Source organism: Streptomyces sp. NPDC049813 (genome assembly GCF_044465085.1).
Lineage (GTDB): Bacteria > Actinomycetota > Actinomycetes > Streptomycetales > Streptomycetaceae > Streptomyces.
The window spans coordinates 507091-522372 of record NZ_JBITLI010000004.1 but is presented as its reverse complement, the minus strand read 5'-3'; the positions used below and the strand labels follow the sequence as shown (position 1 = coordinate 522372).

Here is a 15282-nt window from a genome sequence, read left to right as displayed (position 1 = left end):
ACGGGTCCCCGGTGGGGAGCGATAGCCTGGTCCCGTGATCAGCGCGATAGCTCGCGGGGGCATCGTCGCCCCCTGCCCGCGCCGGGAGAACACGGGTCGCCACAGTGACCGTGCCCGGCGCGCAGCCGCTGATCATTTCCGGCGGATGGCCAGTTCGTTGAACATGGCGCATTTTCGTCCGCTCTTCTCCCATTCCGGCATAACGTCGAGCCAGACCGGACACCCCGCGTCGCGGCGATATGTCGAACGATTCATGATCGTCACGTCTACGTCACGCAATGGCGCGCGACAGGAGCCAGAGGACAATGCAGACCAAGCTGGACGAAGCCAAAGCCGAGCTGCTCGCACGGGCCGCCCGGGTAGCTGAGAACAGCCCGGTAGGGGGGCACCTACCGACTGGGGCGACGGACCAGGGCTCACCAGGCCCGATGGACCATGAGACCGTGCTCGCGTTCCTCAAGCGCTACTACCTCCACACGGCCCCCGAAGACCTGGACGCCCGCGACCCGGACGACGTCTTCGGAGCCGCGTACTCGCACTACCGGCTCGCGCAGGACCGGCCGCAGGGCACCGCCAACGTCAGGGTCCACACGCCGACCGTCGAGGAGAACGGCTGGACCTCCAGCCACTCCGTCGTCGAGGTGGTCACCGACGACATGCCGTTCCTGGTGGACTCCGTCACCAACGAGCTGTCCCGCCAGGGCCGCGGCATCCACGTCGTCATCCACCCGCAGGTCGTCGTCCGCCGCGACGTGACCGGCAAGCTCCTCGAAGTGCTGCCGGCCGGTGCCTCCGCCGGGGGCCACGACGTGCTCACCGAGTCGTGGATCCACGTCGAGACGGACCGCGAGACCGACCGCGCCGACCTCAAGCAGATCACCGCCGACCTGCTGCGTGTCCTGTCCGACGTGCGCGAGTGCGTCGAGGACTGGGAGAAGATGCGCGACGCGTCGCTGCGCATCGCCGACGAGCTGCCCCGCGAGCCCCTCGCCGGGGACCTGGACGAGCAGGAGGTCGAAGAGGCCCGCGAGCTGCTGCGCTGGCTCTCCGCCGACCACTTCACCTTCCTCGGCTACCGCGAGTACACCCTCACCGACGACGACTCGCTGGCCGCCGTGCCCGGCACCGGTCTCGGCATCCTGCGTGCCGACCCGCCGCACGAGGGCGAGGACCACCACCCGGTCTCGCCCTCCTTCAACCGGCTGCCGGCCGACGCCCGCGCCAAGGCCCGCGAGCACCGCCTGCTGGTGCTGACCAAGGCCAACAGCCGCGCCACCGTGCACCGGCCCAGCTACCTCGACTACGTCGGCGTGAAGAAGTTTGACGAGCAGGGGAACGTGGTCGGCGAGCGCCGCTTCCTCGGCCTCTTCTCCTCCGCCGCGTACACCGAGTCCGTGCGCCGCGTCCCCGTCGTGCGCCGCAAGGTCGCCGAGGTCCTCAAGGGCGCGGGCTTCTCGCCCGCCAGCCACGACGGCCGCGACCTGCTCCAGATCATGGAGACCTACCCGCGCGACGAGCTGTTCCAGACCCCGGCCGACGAGCTGCGCTCCATCGTCACCTCGGTCCTCTACCTCCAGGAGCGCCGCCGCCTGCGGCTCTACCTGCGCAAGGACGAGTACGGGCGCTACTACTCGGCGCTCGTCTACCTGCCGCGCGACCGCTACACCACTGGCGTGCGGCTGCGGATCATCGACATCCTCAAGGAGGAACTGGGCGGCACGAACGTCGACTTCACCGCCTGGAACACCGAGTCGATCCTCTCCCGGCTGCACTTCGTCGTCCGTGTCCCGCCGGGCACCGAGCTGCCGCGGCTCTCGGACGCCGACAAGGACCGCATCGAGGCCCGGCTCGTGGAGGCCGCCCGCTCCTGGGCCGACGGCTTCGGCGAGGCGCTGAACGCCGAGTGCGGCGAGGAGCGCGCCGCCGAACTGCTGCGCCGCTACGCCACCTCCATCCCCGAGGGGTACAAGGCCGACCACTCGCCGCGCGCGGCCGTCGCCGACCTGGTCCACCTGGAGCAGCTCAAGCAGGGCGGCAAGGACTTCGCGCTCTCCCTGTACGAGCCGGTGGGCGCGGCCGCCGGCGAGCGCCGCTTCAAGATCTACCGGACCGGCGCGCCCGTCTCGCTCTCCGCGGTCCTGCCCGTCCTGCAGCGCCTGGGCGTCGAGGTCACCGACGAGCGCCCGTACGAGCTGCGGTGCAGTGACCGCACGACCGCGTGGATCTACGACTTCGGTCTGCGGCTGCCCAGGTCCGCGGGCGGCGGCGGGGACGACCTCGGGGCCGACGGCCGCGAGCGGTTCCAGGAGGCGTTCGCCGCGACCTGGACCGGGCGCGCCGAGAACGACGGCTTCAACGCCCTGGTGCTGCGGGCCGGCCTCGACTGGCGGCAGGCGATGGTGCTGCGCGCCTACGCCAAGTACCTGCGCCAGGCGGGCTCCACGTTCAGCCAGGACTACATGGAGGACACCCTCCACACGAACGTGCACACCACCCGGCTGCTCGTCTCCCTCTTCGAGGCGCGGATGTCGCCGGAGCGCCAGCGCGCCGGGACCGAGCTGATCGACGGGCTGCTCGAAGAGGTCGACGGCGCCCTGGACCAGGTGGCCTCGCTCGACGAGGACCGCATCCTGCGCTCCTTCCTCACCGTCATCAAGGCGACGCTGCGCACGAACTTCTTCCAGCGGGCGCAGGACGGCGAGCCGCACGCGTACGTCTCCATGAAGTTCGACCCGCAGGCCATCCCCGACCTGCCCGCGCCGCGGCCCGCGTACGAGATCTGGGTGTACTCGCCGCGCGTCGAGGGCGTGCACCTGCGCTTCGGCAAGGTCGCGCGCGGCGGTCTGCGCTGGTCGGACCGGCGCGAGGACTTCCGTACCGAGATCCTCGGCCTGGTCAAGGCGCAGATGGTGAAGAACACCGTCATCGTGCCGGTCGGCGCCAAGGGCGGCTTCGTCGCCAAGCAGCTGCCCGACCCGGCCGTGGACCGGGACGCGTGGATGGCCGAGGGCATCCGCAGCTACAAGACGTTCATCTCGGCGCTGCTCGACATCACCGACAACCTCGTGGGGGGCGAGGTCGTGCCGCCCAGCGACGTGGTGCGCCACGACGAGGACGACACCTACCTCGTGGTCGCGGCCGACAAGGGCACGGCGACCTTCTCCGACATCGCCAACGAGGTGGCGGGCGCCTACGACTTCTGGCTCGGCGACGCCTTCGCCTCCGGCGGCTCGGCCGGCTACGACCACAAGGCCATGGGCATCACCGCGCGCGGCGCCTGGGAGTCCGTCGAGCGGCACTTCCGCGAGCTGGGCGTCGACACGCAGTCCGAGGACTTCACGGTCGTCGGCGTCGGCGACATGTCCGGCGACGTGTTCGGCAACGGCATGCTGCTGAGCGAGCACATCCGGCTGGTCGCCGCCTTCGACCACCGGCACATCTTCATCGACCCGAAGCCGGACGCGGCCACCTCGTACGCCGAGCGGCGCCGCATGTTCGAGCTGCCGCGCTCGTCGTGGGCCGACTACGACAAGGCGCTGATCTCGCAGGGCGGCGGCGTCTTCCCGCGCTCCGCCAAGGCGATCCAGCTCAACAACCACATCCGCGAGGCGCTCGGCATCGAGTCCCGGCAGGCGAAGATGACGCCGGCCGAGCTGATGAAGGCCATCCTCCAGGCCCCCGTCGACCTGCTGTGGAACGGCGGCATCGGCACGTACGTCAAGTCCTCGGCGGAGTCGAACACGGACGTCGGCGACAAGGCCAACGACGCCATCCGCGTCGACGGCCAGGACGTGCGGGCCCGCGTCATCGGCGAGGGCGGCAACCTCGGCGCGACCCAGCTGGGCCGCATCGAGTTCGCCCGGACCGGCGGCAAGGTCAACACCGACGCCATCGACAACAGCGCGGGCGTCAACACCTCCGACGTCGAGGTCAACATCAAGGTCCTGCTCAACGGCCTGGTGTCGGACGGCGACCTGACGGTGAAGCAGCGCAACAAGCTGCTCGCCGCGATGACCGACGAGGTCGGGCACCTGGTGCTGCGCAACAACTACGCGCAGAACGTGGCGCTGGCCAACGCCGAGGCCCAGTCCTCCTCGCTGCTCCACGCCCACCAGCGCTTCATGCGCCGGCTCGGCAAGCAGGGCCACCTCGACCGGTCCCTGGAGTTCCTGCCCAACGACCGGCAGATCAAGGAGCTGCTCAACTCCGGGCGCGGGCTGAGCCAGCCCGAGCTGGCCGTGCTGCTCGCCTACACGAAGATCACGGCCGCCGAGGAGCTCGTCCACACGAGCCTGCCCGACGACGCGTACCTGCGCGGACTGCTGCACGCCTACTTCCCGCAGGAGCTGCGCGAGAAGTACGCCGACGCGATCGACGCGCACGCGCTGCGCCGCGAGATCATCACGACGGTGCTGGTCAACGACACGGTGAACACCGGCGGTTCGACCTTCCTGCACCGGCTGCGCGAGGAGACCGGCGCCTCCCTTGAGGAGATCGTGCGGGCGCAGCTCGCGGCCCGGGAGATCTTCGGGCTCGGCGGGGTGTGGGACGCGGTGGAGGCGCTCGACAATGTCGTCGCCGCCGACGTCCAGACCCGGATCCGGCTGCACTCGCGCCGGCTGGTCGAGCGCGGCACGCGGTGGCTGCTCAACAACCGCCCGCAGCCGCTCCAGCTGGCCGAGACGATCTCGTTCTTCCAGGACGGCGTCGCCGAGGTGTGGGCCGCCATGCCGCAGATGCTGCGGGGCGCCGACGCCGAGTGGTACCAGTCGATCCGGGACGAGCTGACCGGGGCCGGGGTGCCGCAGGAGCTGGCCGCGCGGGTCGCCGGGTTCTCCTCGGCGTTCCCGACGCTCGACATCGTGCAGATCGCCGACCGGACGGACAAGAGCGCGCTGGCCGTCGCCGAGGTGTACTACGACCTCGCGGACCGGCTCGCCATCACGCAGCTGATGGACCGCATCATCGAACTGCCGCGGGCCGACCGCTGGCAGTCGATGGCGCGCGCGTCGATCCGTGAGGACCTGTACGCGGCGCACGCCGCGCTGACGGCCGACGTGCTGGCCGCGGGGAACGGGGAGTCGACGCCGGAGCAGCGGTTCAAGGCGTGGGAGGAGAAGAACGCGCCGATCCTGGGGCGGGCGCGCACCACCCTGGAGGAGATCCAGGGGTCGGACGCGTTCGACCTGGCGAATCTCTCGGTGGCCATGCGGACGATGCGGACGCTGCTGCGCGCGCATTCGTGAGGCTTTGCTGAAGGTGCGTTGCCGGGGGCGCCCCGGGTTGGATGTGTTCCGGCCCGGGGCGCCCCCCGAACGTTTTCGACTGCGGCACCGTTGTGGCTGGTCGCGCAGTTCCCCGCGCCCCTGAGGGGGCATGCGGCTCCGCCGCAGCCCCAGTGCGCCGCCCGTGATGCGCCATACACCAATAAATCGGGCAATACGTCTAAAGTGAGCTTGATTGCCTGACTGGTCGTCCGACAGATGCAGGGAGAGCCGATGCCGTCGATGTCGTCGAAGCCGTCCGGGCCGGGTGCGCGGCCCGAAGGGCGCCCGGTGGCGCTGCCCGCCGACTGGGCCGCGACGCCGCTGACCGTCGTCATGCCGACCTACAACGAGGCGGGGAACCTGCCCGGAATGGCCGAGGCGCTGATGGCCCTGGAGCTGCCGGGCCTGCGCCTGCTGGTCGTCGACGACTCCAGCCCCGACGGCACCGGCGAGATCGCCGAGGAGCACGTCCGCCGGTTCGGCCCCGAGCGGATGGGCGTCCTGCACCGGGCGGGCAAGGAGGGGCTCGGCCGGGCATACGCGGCGGGCATGCAGCAGGCCGTCGCCGACGGCGCGCGGTACGTCCTGCAGATGGACGCCGACGGCAGCCACCCCGTCGCGAAGGTCCCGGAGCTGCTGGGCGTCGCGCTCTCCACCGGCGCCGCGGTCACCCTCGGCAGCCGCTACGTCCAGGGCGGCACCCTCTCCGAGGCCTGGGGCGCCCACCGCCGCCTCCTCTCCCGCTGGGCGAACGCGTACGCGGGCACCATCCTCGGCACCCGGGTCCGCGACATCACCGGCGGCTTCAACCTCTGGCGCGAGGACGCGCTGCGCGCCATCGACCTCGCCTCCGTGGACAGCGCGGGCTACAGCTTCCAGGTCGAGATGAAGTACCGGGCGCTGCGCCGCGGTTACGGGGTGATGGAGGTGCCGATCCACTTCGAGGACCGCACCGTCGGCGAGTCCAAGATGAACCTGATGGTCCAGCTGGAGTCCGTCGCCATGCCCTGGAAGCTGCGCGCCAACCGTGCGCGCCGCCGCTAGCGCCCTGGCGCGGGTCGCGGCCCTGCTGCTCCTCGTCCTGCTGGTCGCCGTCGTCGTGCGGCTGCCGTGGGCCGGCGACCTCGGCATCCACGCGGCCACCGTCGAGCGCCTGCGCCACGACCTGCTCGACCCCGGCGACCCCCTGGTCGCGGCCGACGCCCCGAGCCCGTACTACTCGCCCTGGACGCTGCTGCTCGGCTGCCTCGCGAAGGTGACCGGGATCGGCGTCTTCGTGGTGCTGCGGATCGCGGCGCTGGTGTCGCTGGTGGTGCTGGTCACGGGGGTGTGGGCGTTCACCGGCACGTTCCTGACGGGCGGCCCGCGTGACGGCGGCCCGCGTGACGGCGGCCCGCGGGAGAGCAGCCCGCGGGAGAGCGGCCGCCGGAGCGGCGGCTGGGGGCGGCGGTCCGCCGTGACCGCGCTGGTGCTGCTCACCCTGACGCTGCTGTGGGGCACGACGCTGTTCGAGTGGAGCGGCTTCCTCGGGCTCAACTCCCTGGCCCTGACGGTCTCCTACCCCAGCACGTTCGCCCTCGGCGCCTCCTTCTGGCTGTGGGCGCTGCTGCGCCGGGCGGTCTCCTGGCCGCAGTACCTCGGGGCCGGGGTGCTGTGGGCGGTGATCCTGCTCAGCCACCAGTTCACCGGCGTGGTCGCCTCGCTGGGCGCGGCGGCGATGGTGCTCGGCGCGCGCCCCTGGCCCGGGCGGGCGGCGTGGGTGCGGCTCGGCGCGGGGCTCGTGCTGGGCCTGGTCCTGGTGGCCGTGTGGCCGTACTACTCCTTCTTCGGGCTGTTCGGCGCCGGTGGCCTGGAGGAGATCCACCGCTCGCTCTACCGGCAACCGGCGGGCCGCTACTGGCTGGTGGCCCTCGTCGGCGGCGCGGCGCTGGTGCTGCGCGCGCGGCGCGACCGGCGCGATCCGCTGGTGCTGTTCTGCCTGCTCGGAGCCGTGGTCTTCGCGGCGGGCGGGCTGAGCGGGCACTGGTCGTGGGGCAGGGTGCTGCCCGCGGTGCTGATCCCCGCGCAGGCCGCCGCGGCCCTGGAGGTGTTCCGCGCGCCGCGCCCCGCGGTCCGGGCGGGCCTCGGCGCGGTGCTCGCCGCGGCGCTGGTGCTGGGGGCGTGGACCCAGGCGGGGACGCTGGGGTACGTGCTGCCGCGCTCGGCGCTGCCGCCCGCGGTCGCCGCCAAGTACCGCGAGCCGTGGAAGGACTACCACTGGATCACGCCGTGGGTGCGGTACGGGGACGTGGTGCTGGCCGACACCTGGCCCGCGCGGCAGATCCCGGCGTACGGCGCGTACACGGTGGCCCCCGGCTACCCGGACTTCTTCCTGGCCGACGAGGACGAGCGGGCCGCGGCGGTGCGGACGTACTTCGCGCCGGACGCCTCGGACGCCGCGCGGGCGGCGGTGCTGCGGGCGTACGGGGTGCGGTGGGTGGTGGCCTACCCCGGCGCCCCCGGGCTGCCGCTGGAGCGCGTCGCCACGGGCCCGCGGGGACAGTTCCTGTACCGCGTGCCCGCCGGACCGGGTCAGCGCGCGAACTTCGCGACGGCCGCCGCCGTCACCGGGGTGAAGACGTTGACGAGGTTGCCGTCCGGGTCGCGGAGGAGCAGCGACCGGTTGCCCCAGGGCATGGTGGTGGGTCCGGCGACGGGGTCGGTCAGGCAGCCGGCGCCGGTCAGCTCCCGGTGCACGCGGTCCACGTCGTCGACGAGGAACTCGGTGATCACGCTCTGGTTCCGCGCCGGGTGCGCGGAGCCCGGGGCGAACAGCGGGACGGTGCGGGTGCCCGCGACGGCGAGCGTGGCGGTGGGCGTGGCGAGTTCGGCGAAGTCCTCGGTGGCCCACGCGGCCCGGACCCCGGTGACCCGCTCGTAGAACGCGACGAGCCGCGCGACGTCGGCGGTGATGATGCGGATCGAGACGAAGTCCATGGAGCGCTCCTCGGGGTGCGGGTACGTGCGGTGTGCGGACCGGCCCGCGGTCGTGCGGGTGCCGTGCTGCGCAGGCTAGGAGAGATAGCGGACAGAATCGGTCCGGTATCGGGGCTAGGCTCGGCGCATGTCCGTGCCCGCCGCCCGCGTCCTGACCCTGCTGGAGCTGTTGCAGTCCGGCGGTACCCGCACGGTGGCGGAGCTGGCCGAGCGGCTCGGCGTCGAGGGCCGCACCGTGCGCCGCTACGTGAGCCGGCTGGTCGACCTCGACATCCCCGTGGAGTCGGTGCGCGGGCGCTACGGCGGGTACCGGCTCGCCCCCGGCCACCGGCTGCCGCCGCTGATGTTCGGCGACGACGAGGCGCTGGCCGTGCTGCTCGGGCTGATCGCCGGGCGCCGCACGGGGCTGACGACGGCGGCGCACACCGCGGGCGAGACCGCGGCGGCCAAGATCCGGCGGGTGCTGCCGCCGCACGTCGCCCGGCGCCTCGACACGCTCCTGGACGCGCTCGCCTTCACCGACGGCCCCGGGCGGAGCGCCGCCCCGGACGCCGGGGTCCTGCTCACCGTCGCCGACGCGGTGCGCCACCACCGGCCCGTCGCCGTGCGCTACACCGACGGCGGCGGCGCCCACGGCGAGCGCACCCTGCACGCCTACGGGATCGTCGCCCACGCGGGACGCTGGTACGTCACGGGCCGCGACGTCACCAGCGGCGAGGACCGGCCGTTCCGGCTCGACCGCGTCACCGACGCGCGGACCCTGCCCGGCTCGTTCGAACCGCCCGGCGACGACCCCGGCGAACGCCTGCTGACCGGCCTGGCCACGGCCCCCTACCGGTACGAGGTGGTCCTGCGCGTCCAGGGGACCGAGCAGCAGATCCGCGCCCGGCTGCCCGCCGCGGTCGCGCGCCTGGAAGAGGTGGCGCAGGAGCCTGGGTCCGCGGCGGCCGGTGCGGGATGGCTGCGCCTGCGGATCAGGGCCGAGCGGCTCGACTGGCTGCCGCCCGCCCTGGCCGCGCTCGACCGGCCGTTCGTCGTCGAGAGCCCCGGGGAACTGCGTGACCTGGTCGCCGCGTTCGCCCGGCGCCTCGCCTCCTACGCCCGCAGCAGCTTGGCCAGCTGACGGGTCCTGCGGGCCAGCGCGGTGCCCGCGACCCGGCGCGCGAGCGGCCGCACCAGCCGGGTCCGCAGCCCCACCGGCTCCCAGTGCACCTGGAGCCGGCCCGCCCCGCGCCCCTCGGGCTCCACGGTGACCCGGTGCCCGGCCACCTCGGCGGTGAACGCGGGGAACTCCAGCGGCGCCAGCAGCAGCCCCGTGCTGCGCAGGCCCTCCGGGGAGCGCAGCTGGAGCAGCGGGTGCCGGGTCCCCTCGAAGCCCTGCACCGGCAGCGACGCGGCCGCCAGGTCGAGCAGGGTCCCCCCCTCGAAGACGCCGGGCCGCACCGGGTCGAGCCGGAAGCGGACGGTCAGGCGCTTGCGGCCGGGCGCGATCACCAGGGTCGCGACCAGCGGGCCCACCGGCAGCCGCAGCCCCGGGTCGTAGGTCCGCACCCGCAGCCGCACCGACGCGGGGCCCGGGCCCCGCTCCAGGCCCAGGATCTCGTGGCGGAACTGGGCCCGGGAGAACGGCCGGGTGTCCAGCGCCAGTTCGTCGAGGCACAGTTCACGGCGGCCGTCCTCCGTCGCCGGTACCTCGTGGCCCCAGTAGACGCTCCCGTCCGGGTCCGCGACGGTCTCGCGCGGCGCGACGCCGTGGCCGAGCCCGCGCGCCGCGAGCCGCGCGTCGTCCAGACGGCCGTCGCGCACCAACTGCAGGACGACGCGCTCGGCCCGCGGCAGCCGCGCGTACGCCTCCGGGGCCAGCCCGGCCAGATACGGGTTGACGATGCCGGCGAAGCCCGCCAGCCACTCCTCGTCGCGGTGGGGCAGGTCGCCCGCGTACATCCGGAAGTCGTGCTTGAGGAACTTGTGGTCCTTGGCCTCGCGCAGCGCCGGGCTGTAGCCGCCCCGCACCAGGAAGTCGTCGATGAGCTCCTGGACGTGCACGCGGTCGCGGACGTTGGTCAGCTTGTGCCGCTGGTTGGAGATGGAGGCCGCGGACTCCTCGGCGTACGGCGCGATGTACCAGCGGTACACCGGCTCCGGGACGATCGTGAAGGCCTTCGCCAGGCAGTACGCCTGCGCGGAGAAGAGCTGGTCCTCGTAGTGGATGCCCTCGGGGAAGCGCAGGCCGTGCCGGTCCAGGAAGGCGCGGGCGTACATCTTGCTGGTCGACAGGTGCTCGAAGAACAGGCCCGGCTCGGCCTCGATGCCGTCCACCGTGCGGCGCTCGGCGACCAGGTGCGGCATCCAGACCGAGGTGCGCCCGGTGTCGACGCGCACCCGCTGCACCGCGCCCATCGCGAAGTCGATGTCGGGGCGCTCGCGGTGCGCGGCGAGCAGCAGCGCCACCGCGTCCGGCGGGAGTTCGTCGTCGCTGTCGAGGAACATCAGGTACGGCGCGCGGGCGATGTCGAGCGCGCGGTTGCGCGGGGCGCTGCACCCGCCCGAGTTCTCCGGCAGCCGCAGATACGTGATGCGGGGGTCGGCGGCGGCCAGCTCCCTGGCCACCTGGGGGGTGTGGTCCGTGGAGTGGTCGTCGCTGATGATGATCTCGATGTCGCCGTGCGTCTGCGCCTGGAGCGAGGCGACCGCGCGCGGGAGCCGCTCCGCGTCATTGAAGACGATGACCGTGACCGTCACGTCGGGGGTGAACGCCATCAGCGGGTGGCCTCCTCGGGCGTGGGGGCGGGGGTGCGCGACTCGACCGGCACGACGGGCGGCAGGGCCTCCTCGGGCTCGCCGAGGAAGACGCGGCGCACCACCCGCTCGGCGGCGTGCCCGTCGTCGAACTCGCAGAACCGGCGCCGGAACCGGTCGCGGACCTTGGCGGACGCCTCGTCGCGCCACGCGTCCCCGGCGAGCAGCTCCGTCAGCTCCTCCTGGCTGCGCGCCACATGGCCCGGCGGCTCGGCCAGCAGGTCGAAGTAGACGCCGCGGGTGCGCGCGTACGTCTCCCAGTCGTCGGCGTAGACGAGGATCGGCCGGTCCAGGTTGGCGTAGTCGAACATGATCGACGAGTAGTCCGTGACCAGCGCGTCCGAGGCCAGGGCCAGCTCCTCCACCGGGTCGTAGGCCGACACGTCGATGACCCGGCCGCTGCGGCGCAGGCCCGCCAGCGGGGAGGCGGCGCCGCCGTAGAAGTAGTGGCCGCGCACGAGCAGGACCGTGTCGTCGCCGAGCCGTTCGGCGAGCGCGGCGAGGTCCAGGCGCGGGGTCCAGGCGGCCTCGTAGTCCCGGTGGGTCGGGGCGTAGAGGACCGCGCGCCGGCCGGGGGCCAGGCCCAGGCGGTCGCGGACGGCGCGGACGGCGGCGGCGTCGGCGGTGTAGTACACGTCGTTGCGCGGGTAGCCGTGGTCGAGCGACACGTAGCGGGAGGGGTAGGCGTGCTCCCACATGCGGGTGGAGTGGGAGTTGGCGCTGACGCTGTAGTCCCACTTGTCGACGCGGTCGAGCAGGGCGTCGAAGTCGAGGCCCCTGGACGCCGTCGGGTAGGGGAACTGGTCGAGGCCCATCTTCTTCAGCGGGGTGCCGTGGTGGGTCTGCACGTGCACCGCTTCGGGCCGTTTGACCACCGCGTTCGGGAAGTTGACGTTGTTGACGAGGTACGCGGCGCGGGCCATCACCTCCCAGTAGCGGCGGGTGCCGGGCACCACGTGGTCCGTGCCGGGCGGCAGCAGCGGCTCGGCCGCCGAGGAGACCACCCAGACCGGCCGGACGTGCGGGGCGAGTTCGGCGAGCTTGGCCGCGATCGCCGCCGGGTTGCAGGCGACTCCGCGGTCCCAGTACGCGGAGAAGACGGCCAGCCCGGGGTCGACCGGTTCGCGCAGCGCCCGCCGGTAGCGCACGTCACGCACCTTCGCGCCGAACTGCTTCCGGCCCCTGCGCACCGCGGTGCGCGCCGCGCGCCGCTTGCGGTTGGCGCTCTGGAACGCGCGGTATCTGGGGTACGCGTCCTCCTCCAGCAGCCGCCGCCGCACGCCCTCCAGGCCGGCGGGCTGCCGGTGGCCCTGGGGGCGCAGCCGCCGCGCGGCGGCGGAGGCCCGGTGGAAGAACTCCCGCGCCACCTCGTCCGGCATCGTCTCGCGGGCCACGATCCGCATGGTCTCGGTCGCCATCAGGTCGTACAGGACGGCGCGGGGCCGCACCGGCGCCTCGCGCAGCTCCATGAGCCGGTGCAGTCCCTCGTACGCGGCGACGTAGCCGTACCGCTGCCCGGGCGTGACGGGCGGCAGGCTCTGCGGGCGCAGCTCCCGCACCTCGACGACGACCTGCTCCAGGCAGGCGACCCGCTCGGCCAGGATCAGGGCGGCGCGGGCGGTGAACTGCTCGGCGACCGCGGCGGCGGCCGTGGTGTCGGCGGCGGTCAGCTCCGCGCGGTGCTCGTGCCAGAAGGCGGCGCGCAGGGCGCGGTTGCCGAGCAGCGGGCGGACCCGCAGCAGGTCCGGGGCGTCGGCGGCCGGCAGGTCGCGGCGGCCCACCCGGGCCAGCCGCCACGCGTCGGCGCCGGAGGCACCGGTCGTGCGCCACGTCGAGCGGACGTGGTCCGCGACGACGACGTCCACCCGGCCGCGGTCCGCCGTCTCCGCGACCTCCGCCAGCCGGTCGAGCAGGATGCGCGGCGCGCCCGCCGGGAGCCGGTCCTTGGCGTGGACGAACCAGAGCCAGGTGCCGCTCGCCCGCTCGGCGCCCGCGGCGCGCGCGTCGGCGTCGGAGGTGCCGGCGGGCAGCGTGACGACGGTGCCGCCACGCCCCTGGGCGGCCTCCAGCGCGAACTCGCCCACCGCCGCCGTCACCAGCTCGGCGTCGGGCGGCAGTTGGCCGGCCACGCTGTCCAGGCACGGACCGAGCAGGCCCTGGACGTCCCGGCCGTACACGATGACACTCAGCTGCGTCATATGAGGCGTCACCCTTCCCGCCGGCCCACGCCCGGCCCCGTCTCCGTCTGTCGCCCAGCGCCCCAATAGTGGCACTAATCGGACAAAAGGGTAAGTTCGCTGGGCTTCTGGTGGGCCAAGTGGTGGGGGCTCAGGAGGGAACGGGCGCCGCGGGGCGTTTGGCCCGGGGGTCGGCCCGGTTGGTGAAGGCCTCGTACTCCTTGAGCACCGCCTCCGTCGGCCCGTCCATCCGCAGTTCACCGCGCTCCAGCCACAGCACGCGATCGCAGGTGTCCCGGATCGACTTGTTGCTGTGGCTGACCAGGAAGACGGTGCCGGCGTGCTTGCGCAGTTCGCGGATGCGGGCCTCGGAGCGCTTCTGGAAGGAGCGGTCGCCCGTCGCCAGGGCCTCGTCGATGAGCAGCACGTCGTGGTCCTTGGCGGCGGCGATGGAGAACCGCAGCCGGGCCGCCATGCCGGACGAGTACGTGCGCATCGGCAGGGTGATGAAGTCGCCCTTCTCGTTGATGCCGGAGAAGTCGACGATCTCGTCGTAGCGCTCCGCGACCTGTTCGCGGCTCATGCCCATCGCGAGGCCGCCGAGGCGGACGTTGCGCTCGCCCGTCAGGTCGTTCATCAGGGCCGCGTTCACGCCGAGCAGGGAGGGCTGGCCGTCGGTGAAGATCCGCCCGTTCTCCACGGGCAGCAGCCCGGCCACGGCCTTCAGCAGGGTCGACTTGCCGGAGCCGTTCGTACCGATCAGCCCGATCGCCTCGCCGCGGTAGGCGGTGAAGGACACCCCGCGCACGGCGTGCACGGTGCGGACGCCGGCGCGCTTCTCGGCCTTCTTCTTCCCGCCCAGGATGCGCTGGAGGGCGGCGGTGGCGGCGCCGCGCCCCGCGCCCGTGCCGTTGACGCGGTAGACGATGTCGACGCCGTCGACGACGACGGTGGGGACGCGCGCGCCCCGGTCCTCGATGTGGTCAGCCACGGCCGTACGTCTCCTCTGCCTTCCAGAAGTAGAGGAACCCGCCGACGCCCGCGAGCAGCGCCCAGCCCACGGCGCAGGCCCACACGTGCGGGGGCAGCTGGCTCCCGGTGAAGCTGTCGATCAGCGCGAAGCGCATCAGGTCGATGTAGACCGCGGCCGGGTTGGCCCGCAGCAGCACGATGGCCAGGTGCGGCAGGTCCTTGTCGCCGAGCAGGTGGTCCAGGCTCCACATCACGCCGGACAGGTACATCCACGTACGCAGCAGGAACGGCATCAGCTGGGCGATGTCCGGGGTGTGGGCGCCGATCCTCGCCATGATCATCGCGAGCCCGGTGTTGAACGTGAACTGCAGCACCAGCACCGGGAAGACCAGCAGCCAGGACACGGCCGGCGGGATGCCGAAGCAGAGCAGGATGATCAGCAGCGCGCACATCGAGAACAGCAGCTGCTGGAGCTGTTGCAGGCAGTATGAGACGGGGAGCGCGGCGCGCGGGAAGTGCAGCGCCCGCACCAGGCCGAGGCTGCCGGAGATCGCCCGGGTGCCCGCCATCACCGAGGACTGGGTGAACGTCCACACGAAGACGCCCGTGACCAGGAACGGGACGAAGTCGGGGACGCCCTTACTGGTCCCGACCAGCACGCCGAAGATGAAGTAGTAGACCGCCGCGTTCAGCAGCGGGGTCGCCACCTGCCAGACCTGCCCGAGCTTCGCCTGGCTGTACTGGGCCGTCAGCTTGGCGGTCGAGAAGGCCGTGATGAAGTGCCGCCGCTGCCACAACTGGCGCACGTACGCGCCGAGCGAGGGGCGGGCGCCGCTGACGGTGAGCCCGTACCGGGCCGCGAGCGCCGCGGGGTCCGTCGGGTCGGGGGCGGGCGCCGGGCCGGGGGCCGGTGCGGGAGGCGTGTCCAGGACCTGGCTCACATCCGCTGCTTTCGGTCGGAGGGGGCGGATCCGGCGGGCGCTTTGCACTCCCAAGAGCTGTTGTTCGCCTGCCGTTCACGTCGGGACGGACCCGTATCGTCGTCACGTGAGAGTAGGCCGGACGAGCGTCGGAACGCAACCGTTTCGTCG

Annotated in this window: 8 protein-coding genes and 1 pseudogene; 4 read left to right on the top strand and 5 right to left on the bottom strand. The window is 73.0% G+C overall.

The annotated features are described in order from the left end of the window. Positions 1–305 precede the first annotated feature (305 nt). The 3 genes and pseudogenes from ACIBW6_RS12725 to ACIBW6_RS12715 form a co-directional block, all read left to right on the top strand. Complete coding sequence (locus tag ACIBW6_RS12725; RefSeq protein WP_399059250.1) at positions 306–5246, top strand: NAD-glutamate dehydrogenase; 4941 nt, start codon at positions 306–308, stop codon at positions 5244–5246. Between the two features lie 261 nt (positions 5247–5507). Next, the gene (locus tag ACIBW6_RS12720; protein WP_399059304.1) at positions 5508–6311 is read left to right on the top strand and encodes a polyprenol monophosphomannose synthase; all 804 of its coding nucleotides are present in this window, start codon (positions 5508–5510) and stop codon (positions 6309–6311) included. After that, positions 6295–7827 (top strand): annotated as a pseudogene (locus ACIBW6_RS12715) (hypothetical protein); the annotation flags it as partial. The gene ACIBW6_RS12720 and the pseudogene ACIBW6_RS12715, both read left to right, overlap by 17 nt. Positions 7828–7838: 11 nt before the next feature. Here the strand turns inward: ACIBW6_RS12715 and ACIBW6_RS12710 are convergent. Continuing rightward, on the bottom strand, positions 7839–8243 hold the full coding sequence (locus ACIBW6_RS12710; RefSeq protein WP_399059249.1) for a VOC family protein: 405 nt from the start codon (positions 8241–8243) through the stop codon (positions 7839–7841). Between the two features lie 127 nt (positions 8244–8370). On the opposite strand from ACIBW6_RS12710, the gene ACIBW6_RS12705 reads away from it, so the two are divergent. After that, positions 8371–9366, top strand: coding sequence for a helix-turn-helix transcriptional regulator (locus ACIBW6_RS12705; RefSeq protein WP_399059248.1), 996 nt, complete (start codon positions 8371–8373; stop codon positions 9364–9366). Here the strand turns inward: ACIBW6_RS12705 and ACIBW6_RS12700 are convergent. From ACIBW6_RS12700 to ACIBW6_RS12685, 4 genes are all read right to left on the bottom strand, one after another. Further along, entirely contained in the window at positions 9339–11003 is a 1665-nt protein-coding gene (locus ACIBW6_RS12700; protein WP_399059247.1) for a glycosyltransferase family 2 protein, read from the bottom strand. The two genes, ACIBW6_RS12705 and ACIBW6_RS12700, sit on opposite strands and share 28 nt — an antisense overlap. Continuing rightward, positions 11003–13240: a CDP-glycerol glycerophosphotransferase family protein gene (locus tag ACIBW6_RS12695; RefSeq protein ID WP_399059246.1), complete on the bottom strand. Its 2238-nt coding sequence runs from the start codon at positions 13238–13240 to the stop codon at positions 11003–11005. Before ACIBW6_RS12695 ends, ACIBW6_RS12700 begins: the two co-directional genes overlap by 1 nt. 130 nt (positions 13241–13370) lie before the next feature. Continuing rightward, positions 13371–14210, bottom strand: coding sequence for an ABC transporter ATP-binding protein (locus ACIBW6_RS12690; RefSeq protein WP_399059245.1), 840 nt, complete (start codon positions 14208–14210; stop codon positions 13371–13373). After that, on the bottom strand, positions 14203–15132 hold the full coding sequence (locus ACIBW6_RS12685) for an ABC transporter permease (protein ID WP_399059244.1): 930 nt from the start codon (positions 15130–15132) through the stop codon (positions 14203–14205). Before ACIBW6_RS12685 ends, ACIBW6_RS12690 begins: the two co-directional genes overlap by 8 nt. Between the last annotated feature and the right edge of the window lie 150 nt (positions 15133–15282).

Bases quoted from the DNA above. Each gene is read 5' to 3' on its own strand.
- ACIBW6_RS12725 (WP_399059250.1), top strand. From the start codon at position 306: ATGCAGACCAAGCTGGACGAAGCCAAAGCCGAGCTGCTCGCACGGGCC.
- ACIBW6_RS12720 (WP_399059304.1), top strand. From the start codon at position 5,508: ATGTCGTCGAAGCCGTCCGGGCCGGGTGCGCGGCCCGAAGGGCGCCCG.
- ACIBW6_RS12710 (WP_399059249.1), bottom strand. From the start codon at position 8,243: ATGGACTTCGTCTCGATCCGCATCATCACCGCCGACGTCGCGCGGCTC.
- ACIBW6_RS12705 (WP_399059248.1), top strand. From the start codon at position 8,371: ATGTCCGTGCCCGCCGCCCGCGTCCTGACCCTGCTGGAGCTGTTGCAG.
- ACIBW6_RS12700 (WP_399059247.1), bottom strand. From the start codon at position 11,003: ATGGCGTTCACCCCCGACGTGACGGTCACGGTCATCGTCTTCAATGAC.
- ACIBW6_RS12695 (WP_399059246.1), bottom strand. From the start codon at position 13,240: ATGACGCAGCTGAGTGTCATCGTGTACGGCCGGGACGTCCAGGGCCTG.